Genomic DNA, 10,342 nt, shown 5'->3' with positions numbered 1-10,342 from the left:
AAGCCCCCCTCAAGATGAGATTTCCCATGGCGCAAGCTAGTAAGATCCCTGAAAGATGATCAGGTTGATAGGTCAGAGGTGGAAGCATGGTGACACGTGGAGCTGACTGATACTAATAGATCGAGGACTTAACCAACGCTTTTTAAAAAAATGAAATACCTTCTTATTATCTAGTTTTGAAGGAATGAAAATTCTTCAAAAATGAATATAGTCTGGCAATGATGGCGAAGAGGTCACACCCGTTCCCATTCCGAACACGGAAGTTAAGTTCTTCAGCGCCGATGGTAGTTGGGGGTTTCCCCCTGTGAGAGTAGGACGTTGCCAGGCTATTCATTTAAATCTTTAAATGGGTTTTAGGAAACATTATATTATTCCGCAGTAGCTCAGTGGTAGAGCATTCGGCTGTTAACCGAACGGTCGTAGGTTCGAGTCCTACCTGCGGAGCCATATGCTTCCATAGCTCAGTAGGTAGAGCACTTCCATGGTAAGGAAGAGGTCAGCGGTTCGAATCCGCTTGGGAGCTTCCCGATCTATCTATGAACGCAAAACAGTTCGGCCCGTTGGTCAAGCGGTTAAGACACCGCCCTTTCACGGCGGTAACACGGGTTCGAATCCCGTACGGGTCACCATTTTAAATCCGGAGGATTAGCTCAGCTGGGAGAGCATCTGCCTTACAAGCAGAGGGTCGGCGGTTCGATCCCGTCATCCTCCACCATTTCATTCTTTACTTGCCGGTGTAGCTCAACTGGTAGAGCAACTGACTTGTAATCAGTAGGTTGGGGGTTCAAGTCCTCTTGCCGGCACCATTTACAACCATATATTGCGGAGGGGTAGCGAAGTGGCTAAACGCGGCGGACTGTAAATCCGCTCCTTCGGGTTCGGCAGTTCGAATCTGCCCCCCTCCACCATTTTAATAAAATCCTGTGGATCAGTTATATATTCTCTGTATTAGGGAAATATATGATTACCACCTTTTTATTTTGTTGAACATTAATCATTACATATCATATATTGGGCTATAGCCAAGCGGTAAGGCAACGGATTTTGATTCCGTCATGCGAAGGTTCGATCCCTTCTAGCCCAGCCATTTGCGGAAGTAGTTCAGTGGTAGAATACAACCTTGCCAAGGTTGGGGTCGCGGGTTCGAATCCCGTCTTCCGCTCCATAAATTTTAAATCCCTTAGGGGCCTTAGCTCAGCTGGGAGAGCGCCTGCCTTGCACGCAGGAGGTCAGCGGTTCGATCCCGCTAGGCTCCACCATCAACTACATACACCTAAACTTACGTCTTAAACCAAAAATGGTTTAAGACTTTTTTTTGTTTAAGGCATAATGGGGTAAACTATTCCCCAGAAAGGTTTTATTTCATAAAAAACATATGTGATAGGAACGTGCATCTTTATACATGGGAATGTCGAGTTGAACCAATTGGCATATACGATATAAAATGATGGAAAGGGGGAATTGTATGTCTATTCAGAAAATTTCCGTCATCGGACTGCCTATGGACCTTGGTCAAGCAAGGCGCGGGGTGGATATGGGACCTAGTGCCATTCGCTGCGCAGAGATTATCGAGCGTCTTGAAAAGTTGAATATAGAAGTAGAGGATCTAGGAGATATAATTGTAGGGCGTCCTGAAAACGCGGATGAGCCTGGGACCAATCTAAAAAATCTACAGCTTGTAGCGAAGGGGAATTCCCTGTTAGCTGCAAAAGTAGATGAAATAATAGAAGGGGGTTCCTTTCCGCTTGTATTGGGAGGAGACCATTCCATAGCTATAGGCACACTGGCAGGAGTCGCAAAGCACTATAAAAATGTGGGTGTCATTTGGTACGACGCACATGGGGATTTAAATACGGAGGATACTTCGCCATCAGGGAATATACACGGTATGCCCCTAGCTGTCAGTATTGGGCTTGGACATCCGGACCTAATCAATATCCATGGTTTTGCTCCAAAAGTGAAACCGGAAAACATCGTAATAATTGGGGCAAGGTCATTGGATGAAGGCGAAAAAGAGCTTATCCGCGAGAAAGGGATTAAAGTATTCACGATGCATGAGATCGACCGCATGGGAATGACACGGGTTATGGAAGAATGCATTGATTATTTAAGGGAAAGAACGGATGGCGTTCATCTTTCATTGGATTTGGATGGAGTTGACCCAGCAGATGCACCTGGTGTGGGAACACCGGTGATTGGTGGTATAAGTTATCGGGAAAGTCATTTGGCCATGGAATTGCTTGCGGAGTCCAACTTGATTACATCAGCTGAATTCGTTGAAGTGAATCCAATTTTAGATGAGCGAAATAAGACGGCTATCGTTGCCGTGGCCCTAATGGGTTCCCTATTTGGAGAAAAGTTATTATAACTGAAAAAATAAAAGAAACAGTAACCGGCTTGTAATGGGTTACTGTTTTTTATATGCTAGAAGACGTAGGCTTATTTACTAGGGTGTATGTAACAGGAACATATCTATAGATAAATGGTAGCATTCGTGAATCCATATTCACTTGAGGGCATGTCTGTTTGTGAGATCTCCATTTTTAGTTAAATGGATGTATTGGATGATTAAAGAATCCAGTTTGCTGCTAACCTCAACAACTTCATTATCCACCATCGAAGAACGGGAAGCCAAAAACATCATTTCCTGTCTGTATTGTTCAATATGGTCTAAAATTTGTTCTGCAGTCATATAGAGAAACACTCCCTTGGATTTTACAATTTCTTACTATATAGCCCTGTTTTTTTTTTCTTAAACATAAAATGTAAAACTTTGTTAGAATTAATGTATTAAATTTTTGAAACCTTTTAGCTTACGGTTCGTAGTAATCGTATAGCCGCATGAGCGGGGGTAATACCGGAAAATGGATGCACTCATTAAAGAGAGAATTAATCAAGTATTAAAGGGAGACCATAATGCATTTGGGGAAATTGTCGAAATATACAAGGACAAAGTGTTCCAAATATGTTTCAGGATGCTTGGAAACAGGCAAGAAGCGGAAGATTTGGCACAAGAGGCCTTTGTAAGGGCCTATGTGAATATTCGAAGTTTCAATATACAAATGAAGTTTTCAACATGGTTATATCGGATTGCGACCAATCTTTGTATTGACCGGCTTCGCAAGAAAAAACCGGATTACTATTTAGATGCAGAGGTGGCAGGAACAGAGGGATTGAATATGTATTCCCAAATTGCATCGGATATGGCGAAACCCGAGGAAGAGGTAGAATCTTTAGAACTACAGGAAACCATTCAAGTGGAAATAATGAAATTGCCCGAGAAATACCGATCGGTAATCGTATTGAAGTATATTGAAGAGTTATCACTAAAGGAAATCAGTGAAATACTCGATTTGCCGGTCGGTACGGTTAAGACGAGGATACATCGCGGTCGGGAAGCCTTGCGTAAACAACTACGCCATTTATAAAAAGAAGGTGAGAAAAATGAACTGCCATGAGGAAATCATTGAATATATGCATGATTATTTAGATGAGGACATCACACCGGAGCATAAAGAAGTTTTACGGGAGCACTTGCATAATTGCGCTGAATGCCGGGATTACTTTCATGAAATGAAAAAGGCGGTCGCTCTTGTACAAAGCACTTCCCATATAAAGGCACCGGATGACTTTACAGCAAAGGTTATGGCTCAATTGCCAAAGGAAACGAAAACAACAGGTGCCAAACGTTGGTTCAAAAGCCATCCCTTCATGACAGCGGCAGCGATGTTCATCATTTTGATGACAGGATCTGTTTTTTCCACTTATAATCAGGACGAACATTTTTCAGTATCAAAGCAGCCTAACTTAGTGGTCGAAGGTGAAACGGTGATTGTGCCAGAGGGTGAGACAATCAAGGGAAATGTGGTAGTTCAAAATGGTAACATTCAAATAGATGGTGAAGTAGAGGGAGATGTGACAGTCATAAATGGGCATGAATATATGTCAAAAGCAGGAAATGTGACTGGAAGCATCCATGTTATTGACCAAGCTTTTGAGTGGATGTGGTATAAAGTAAAGGATACTGCAACCTCGTTGGTTCCTGCTAAAGAAGAGAAAAAGGAATAAGAAATAAGGAATAGAAGCTGGGAGAGGGCACCGTTTTTTCGTTTACGGTGACTTCGCTCAGCTTTATTTTTTTAAGGAAAGGGAACCCTTTTTCATGATTCGTTTTTCCTATGTAAATTTCTCACACTAGTTTTTAGATGTATCATTTAAAAAATGGTATACTATTAAGGTTATCGTATAAAGATTGTAATTTGTATTTGGAGTAATACTGACTGGAGGAAACAACATGTCTTTATCCAACTTGACTGTTTGGGACTATGTAGTAAATTTCATTGATATTCTCCTTGTATGGTTTGTGATATATAAATTGTTAACTATTATTCGGGGCACGAAGGCTATTCAGCTGCTAAAAGGAATTTTTGTAATTGTCATTGTAAAAAGCTTAAGCAACCTGTTTGGTTTCAATACACTCGGATGGTTAATGGCACAAGTCATGAATTGGGGAGTATTGGCGATTCTCGTCATTTTTCAACCTGAACTGAGAAGGGCACTTGAACAATTAGGACGCGGGAAGCTCTTTGCAAGGGGCACCGTTCCGGAAGAGAATCAGCAAGAGCGTTTAGTCGAAGAAATCCTAAAGGCGTCCACCTATATGGCAAAAAGGCGGATCGGAGCCTTGATTACGATAGAAAAAGGTACGGAGCTAGGGGATTATGTTGAAACGGGGATACCTCTAAAATCCTATATTTCTTCAGAACTGCTCATTAATATCTTCATCCCTAATACGCCGCTCCATGATGGCGCAGTTATTTTACAAAATAACCAGGTGGCAGCTGCAGCTTGCTATTTGCCATTATCAGAGAGTCCATTCATATCAAAGGAACTTGGCACACGGCATAGGGCAGCCATAGGCATGAGTGAAGTTACGGATAGTCTTACGATTGTCGTTTCAGAAGAAACGGGAGGGATATCCGTCACTAAAAACGGGGAACTTTACCGGGATTTGAATCAAGAATCATTTAGGGCCATGCTTACAAGTGAACTGGTAGTGGAAAACATCAAATCAACTTCCTCAAGCATCTTTAACTGGAGGGGGAAAAAGAATGGATAAATTCACCAATAGCGCTTGGTTTATGAGAATCGTAGCTTTTGCCTTGGCGGCACTTTTGTTCATTTCCATTAACTTTGAGATGGAGTCGGATAAGAAATCCCTTGGTTTATCGACTGCCCCTGAAATCAGTACGGAGACCATTGAAAATGTACCGGTCGAAGTGTACTATGACCGTGAGAATCTAGTGGTGAGCGGGGTGCCGGAGACGGTTGATGTTACTCTAAAGGGAGCAAAGAGCTTATTGATAAATGCGAAAAACCAAAGGGACTTTAAAGTGTATGTAGACCTTTCCGATCCTGCAATCTCAATGGGGGACAGAACTGTCACATTTAAAATAAGTGATTTGAATGAAAAGCTAGTGGCGACGATCGATCCGGAATATGCCGAAGTCAACGTTCAGGAACGGGTGACGAAGGAATTCTCCGTTGAAGCCGAGTATAATAGCTCTTTACTTGAAGAGGGATATACCGCTGGTCAGCCAACAGTCAGCCCGAAAACTGTCAAAATAACGGGTGCTAAAGATGCGATTGAACAAATTTCCTATGTAAAGGCAAACCTTGAAATAAGTAAGGGGCTTAACGAAACGGTGAGCGGCAAGGCGACCGTGAAAGCCCTGGACAGGGATTTGAATAAGCTTGATGTGACGATCGAGCCATCTACTGTTTCAGTTTCTTTAAAAGTCAGCATCCCTTCCAAGACGGTGTCAATAGCACCGAAGCAAACTGGCAAGGCAAAGGATGGCATCAGGATCACGAGTATAAGTGTCGATCCGAAAGAGGTTACCTTATTTGGTTCGGAAACGAGCCTGGAGAAAATAGGTGAAGTAAATCTTCCTGTAAATATCTCGAAAATTGATGGTGATACAGAACTTGAACTCGATCTTGATAAACCGGAAAATGTACAAAAAATGTCCTTGGGCAAGGCAAAGGTCAAGATTCGTACAGAGAAAGTTGATGTGGATGAAGAGGATGCAGAGCCAGTCGTAGAAGAAGCAGAAGAAGAACCAGAAACCGAACAAAAACAAGAAGAACAAGTAGTCGAAGAAGAAGCAGAAGAAGATGAACCGGCTGCAATAGAGTCTAAAACTTTCAACAATATACAAATAGTGCCTGTGGGCATACAGGATGACCAAAATGCCGAATTGGAATCCGATGTAACAAGCATCACTTTGCTTGGTGAGGCGGATCAGTTGAAGAAAATAACTAAAGACGACATTAATCTTACAGTAGATGTGAGTAATTTAGATGAAGGTACGCATGATGTGGATTTGGCGGTAACAGTGCCTGAGGGAGTGGAATGGGAACTGGATTCTAAAACGGTTTCGGTCACCATCACACAAAAAGAAGAAGAGACATGACCTTCCTTTAACATCATCATTAAATTCAGTAACGATTCGAAGAAGGAGCGATAAAGATGGGTAAATATTTTGGAACAGACGGAGTCAGGGGTATAGCGAATAGCGAATTAACACCGGAGTTGGCATTTAAACTAGGCCGTTTTGGTGGCTACGTGCTTACTAGAAATACAGAAAAACCCAAAGTGCTGATAGGACGCGATACTCGAATTTCAGGTGAAATGCTGGAAGGTGCGCTTGTTGCCGGTCTTTTATCCATTGGGGCTGAAGTGATGCGCCTTGGTGTCATTTCGACACCGGGAGTAGCCTATTTAACAAAGGCCTTAAGTGCTGAAGCAGGTGTCATGATTTCCGCTTCTCATAATCCGGTAGCGGATAATGGGATTAAATTCTTTGGACCGGATGGGTTTAAGTTATCCGATGATCAAGAAGCTGAAATTGAAACACTATTAGATATGGAAAAGGATGAACTTCCAAGACCTGTAGGCGGAGATTTAGGCCATTTGAACGATTATTTCGAAGGAGGTCAAAAGTATCTCCAATACTTGAAACAATCAGTGGATGAAGATTTTACAGGCATTCATGTTGCTCTTGATTGTGCACATGGGGCGACATCTGCCTTGGCCATGCATTTATTTGCAGATCTTGATGCAGACATCTCTACGATGGGAGCATCGCCCAATGGCTTGAACATTAATGATAAGGTAGGTTCCACCCACCCTGAGGCACTTGCTGAATTCTTAAAGGAAAAAGGTGCGGATGTCGGACTTGCATTCGATGGTGATGGAGACCGCGTCATTGCGATAGATGAAAAAGGGAATATAGTGGACGGCGACCAAATCATGTATATCTGTGCGAAATACTTGAAAGAAAATAACCGGTTGAAACAGGGAACAGTGGTTTCTACAATCATGAGCAACCTTGGTTTTTATAAAGGTCTTGAAGAGCATGGCATACAAAGCGCCCAGACGGCAGTGGGGGATCGCTATGTGGTCGAGGAGATGCGAAAAGGCGGCTATAACCTTGGCGGCGAACAATCCGGACATATCATCTTCCTGGACTATAATACGACAGGCGATGGCTTATTGACTGGCCTGCAGCTTGTGAACATCATGAGTGACACCCAAAAAACCCTTTCGGAGCTAGCTGGCGAGATGAAGAAATATCCACAAACGCTGGTCAATGTCAGAGTTACCGATAAACACGCTGTAACCGATAATGAAAAGGTACAGGAAGTCATCAAGGCAGTCGAAGAGGAAATGGGAGGAAACGGCCGTATTTTGGTAAGACCATCCGGTACTGAACCACTAGTCCGTGTTATGGCTGAAGCACCGACAGCTGAGGAATGCACTAATTATGTAGATCGCATCGTCGCAGTGGTAAGAGCGGAAATGGGTATGAACGAATAACTAATCCTATGCATAAAAGGAACGAAATTTCCTTTTATGCATATTTTTATAAGAAGTTCTTTTTTTTAGGTATGGGTAATAAAGAATTGACCTATGTCCCTTGTTTAAGGTATGATTATCCTGATTTACAATAATGGTTTTTATGAAAAGGAGGGTAGGCAAGGAAAAACGGATTCACAAAAGCGCCTGAACTAAGTCTGGACGAGAAATGGCTTAGTTGACGAGGAGGAGGTTTATCGAATGATCGGCGGATACCTCCCGGCTGAAGTGCACAGCCGCAGTAATTCCAATCTTAAAACAGTAGGGCAACTTACTGCACAAAGGGTTGGAAATGCACAAAGGGAAAAAGTGCTTTAAGGCATTTCCTTTATAAAAAATATATATCAGAGATGAGGGGGCAGGGATGCCCCCGTGCATTCCTGTTCCCTCGAATCGGTTGGAGGAACAGAAATTATGTGTGGAATTGTTGGATATATTGGACTTAACGATGCAAAGGAAATTTTATTAAAAGGTCTTGAAAAACTTGAATACCGCGGTTATGACTCTTCGGGGATTGCTGTGAGAAATGAAGCAGGCGTGACAATCTTTAAGGAAAAGGGAAGAATCGCGGACTTACGCGGAGCCGTGGATGAAAATACTATGGCACATACTGGAATAGGACATACACGCTGGGCCACCCATGGTGTACCAAGCCGTGAAAATGCCCATCCTCACCAAAGTAATTCAGGTCGATTGACTTTAGTTCATAATGGGGTCATTGAAAACTATGCGATTCTAAAACGTGAATATTTGAAGGATGTTGCCTTTAAAAGTGAAACGGATACGGAAGTCATCGTTCAACTCATAGAGAAGTTCGTAAACGAGGGCATGGAAGTGGAAGAGGCGTTCCGTCAAACACTCACTCTTTTGGAGGGTTCATACGCCATTGCCCTATTGGATGCTGAAAATGATGAAACCATCTTAGTCGCAAAAAATAAAAGCCCGCTGCTAATCGGAGTCGGAAATGACTTTAACGTTATCGCTTCGGATGCAATGGCCATGTTACAAGTCACAGATCAATTCCTTGAACTGATGGATAAGGAAATGGTTATCGTGACAAAAGAAAAGGTGACGATCAAGAACCTTTCCAACGAAGAAGTCATGCGTGCGCCATACACTGCTGAACTGGATGCAAGTGATATTGAAAAAGGTACGTATCCGCACTATATGCTCAAAGAAGTCGACGAGCAGCCAGCTGTCATACGTAAAATCATTCAAGCATACCAGAATGAAGAAGGTAAGCTTGCAATCGATTATAGCATTACTGAAGCCGTAAGTGAGGCTGACCGTATTTATATCATCGCTTGCGGAACCAGCTATCATGCAGGGTTGATTGGTAAGCAATTCATCGAAAAAATGACTGAAATTCCGGTTGAGGTCCATGTGGCATCGGAATTCACTTACAATATGCCGTTATTATCGAAAAAACCGCTATTCATCTTCATTTCACAAAGTGGTGAAACTGCAGATAGCCGTGCCGTGTTAGTGTCCATCAAGGCGCTTGGTCATAAAGCATTGACCATCACGAACGTACCTGGCTCTACATTGTCACGTGAAGCGGATTATACGCTCTTGCTGCATGCTGGCCCTGAAATTGCCGTTGCCTCTACAAAGGCCTACACAGCTCAAGTGGCAGTCTTATCGATCCTAGCGAATGTAACTGGCCAATTCCGTAACATGGAGTATGATTTCGACCTTGTAAAAGAGCTTGGAATCGTTGCGACGGCAATGGAAGCCCTATGTGATTCGAAAGAAGAGATGGAAGACATTGCCCGTGAATATTTGTCCGTTACAAGAAACTGCTTCTTCATCGGCCGTTCCCTTGACTACTATGTTGTACTTGAAGGGGCCCTTAAGCTGAAGGAGATTTCATACATCCAGGCGGAAGGCTTTGCTGGCGGAGAGCTTAAACATGGAACGATCGCCTTGATTGAAGAAGGTACACCTGTCATAGCCCTTGCCACGCAAGCCGGTGTCAACTTAAGCATCCGTGGTAATGTAAAGGAAGTGGTTGCCCGAGGCGCCAACCCTTGCATCATTTCCATGAAGGGGCTTGAAGAAGAGGATGACCGTTTCGTCATCCCGGAAGTGAATGAACTATTAACACCCCTTATCTCTGTTATCCCGCTGCAGCTCATTGCTTACTACGCAGCCTTGCACCGCGAATGTGACGTGGATAAACCGCGTAATCTTGCGAAAAGTGTAACGGTTGAATAAGTTGGAATGAATGCAATGTATGTTTTAGATTTTAAATAAGATTTAACCGTTAATAAAAAAGTTGCGAAGCTTCACCCCTTTGGCTATGATTAGCCAAAGGGGTGTTTTTTATGTCAAAAAGAACGAGAACCCCTCAAGTGACAAGTGGATTAAAGAAGGCTGAGGAATCGGCATGCAGTGTAAATAAAGTCGTTTAATACATAT

8 protein-coding genes, 9 tRNA genes and 2 rRNA genes are annotated in these 10,342 nt (G+C 42.9%); 18 read left to right on the top strand and 1 reads right to left on the bottom strand.

Translation table 11 applies throughout. From position 1 onward, the window contains the following. The 12 genes from ACQKNS_RS25990 to rocF all read left to right on the top strand — a co-directional run. Positions 1 to 136, top strand: a 23S ribosomal RNA gene (locus tag ACQKNS_RS25990); the annotation flags it as partial. A 75-nt stretch (positions 137 to 211) separates the two neighbouring features. Continuing rightward, positions 212 to 327: ribosomal RNA gene (gene rrf / locus ACQKNS_RS25985) — 5S ribosomal RNA — on the top strand. A 45-nt stretch (positions 328 to 372) separates the two neighbouring features. After that, positions 373 to 447, top strand: a tRNA-Asn gene (locus ACQKNS_RS25980). Between the two features lie 3 nt (positions 448 to 450). Further along, positions 451 to 523, top strand: a tRNA-Thr gene (locus ACQKNS_RS25975). 31 nt (positions 524 to 554) lie between these two features. After that, positions 555 to 629, top strand: a tRNA-Glu gene (locus ACQKNS_RS25970). Positions 630 to 639: 10 nt separating this feature from the next. Beyond that, positions 640 to 715 (top strand) — tRNA-Val (locus ACQKNS_RS25965). Positions 716 to 730: 15 nt separating this feature from the next. After that, a tRNA-Thr gene (locus ACQKNS_RS25960) sits at positions 731 to 806 on the top strand. An 18-nt stretch (positions 807 to 824) separates the two neighbouring features. Then, positions 825 to 908 (top strand) — tRNA-Tyr (locus ACQKNS_RS25955). Positions 909 to 1,012: 104 nt separating this feature from the next. After that, positions 1,013 to 1,087 (top strand) — tRNA-Gln (locus ACQKNS_RS25950). A gap of 3 nt (positions 1,088 to 1,090) precedes the next feature. Next, positions 1,091 to 1,165: transfer RNA gene (locus ACQKNS_RS25945), tRNA-Gly, on the top strand. A gap of 18 nt (positions 1,166 to 1,183) precedes the next feature. After that, positions 1,184 to 1,259, top strand: a tRNA-Ala gene (locus tag ACQKNS_RS25940). A 206-nt stretch (positions 1,260 to 1,465) separates the two neighbouring features. Then, on the top strand, positions 1,466 to 2,368 hold the full coding sequence (gene rocF, locus ACQKNS_RS25935) for an arginase (protein ID WP_427646094.1): 903 nt from the start codon (positions 1,466 to 1,468) through the stop codon (positions 2,366 to 2,368). Positions 2,369 to 2,506: 138 nt separating this feature from the next. Here rocF and ACQKNS_RS25930 read toward each other — a convergent pair whose 3' ends face one another. Continuing rightward, complete coding sequence (locus ACQKNS_RS25930) at positions 2,507 to 2,692, bottom strand: Spo0E family sporulation regulatory protein-aspartic acid phosphatase (protein ID WP_427646093.1); 186 nt, start codon at positions 2,690 to 2,692, stop codon at positions 2,507 to 2,509. A gap of 172 nt (positions 2,693 to 2,864) precedes the next feature. On the opposite strand from ACQKNS_RS25930, the gene sigW reads away from it, so the two are divergent. The 6 genes from sigW (at position 2,865) to glmS (ending at position 10,138) form a co-directional block, all read left to right on the top strand. Further along, positions 2,865 to 3,428, top strand: a complete 564-nt coding sequence (gene sigW, locus ACQKNS_RS25925) for an RNA polymerase sigma factor SigW (protein WP_063236211.1) — start codon at positions 2,865 to 2,867, stop codon at positions 3,426 to 3,428. A 16-nt stretch (positions 3,429 to 3,444) separates the two neighbouring features. Next, a complete protein-coding gene (locus ACQKNS_RS25920) occupies positions 3,445 to 4,068 on the top strand; it encodes a zf-HC2 domain-containing protein (protein ID WP_427646092.1) in 624 nt (207 codons plus the stop codon). 226 nt (positions 4,069 to 4,294) lie between these two features. Then, complete coding sequence (cdaA, locus tag ACQKNS_RS25915; protein WP_427646091.1) at positions 4,295 to 5,119, top strand: diadenylate cyclase CdaA; 825 nt, start codon at positions 4,295 to 4,297, stop codon at positions 5,117 to 5,119. After that, complete coding sequence (locus ACQKNS_RS25910) at positions 5,112 to 6,476, top strand: CdaR family protein (protein WP_427646090.1); 1,365 nt, start codon at positions 5,112 to 5,114, stop codon at positions 6,474 to 6,476. Before cdaA ends, ACQKNS_RS25910 begins: the two co-directional genes overlap by 8 nt. Before the next feature lie 56 nt (positions 6,477 to 6,532). Beyond that, positions 6,533 to 7,882 carry a phosphoglucosamine mutase gene (gene glmM, locus ACQKNS_RS25905; protein ID WP_427646089.1) on the top strand — a complete coding sequence of 450 codons (1,350 nt, stop codon included), beginning with the start codon at positions 6,533 to 6,535 and terminating at the stop codon, positions 7,880 to 7,882. Between the two features lie 453 nt (positions 7,883 to 8,335). Further along, positions 8,336 to 10,138 carry a glutamine--fructose-6-phosphate transaminase (isomerizing) gene (gene glmS, locus ACQKNS_RS25900; protein WP_427646088.1) on the top strand — a complete coding sequence of 601 codons (1,803 nt, stop codon included), beginning with the start codon at positions 8,336 to 8,338 and terminating at the stop codon, positions 10,136 to 10,138. Positions 10,139 to 10,342: the final 204 nt, after the last annotated feature.

Source organism: Peribacillus sp. NPDC094092, from assembly GCF_050279365.1.
Lineage (GTDB): Bacteria > Bacillota > Bacilli > Bacillales > DSM-1321 > Peribacillus.
The sequence above is the reverse complement of the archived record's forward strand: the minus strand, read 5'-3'. Positions and strand labels throughout refer to the sequence as shown.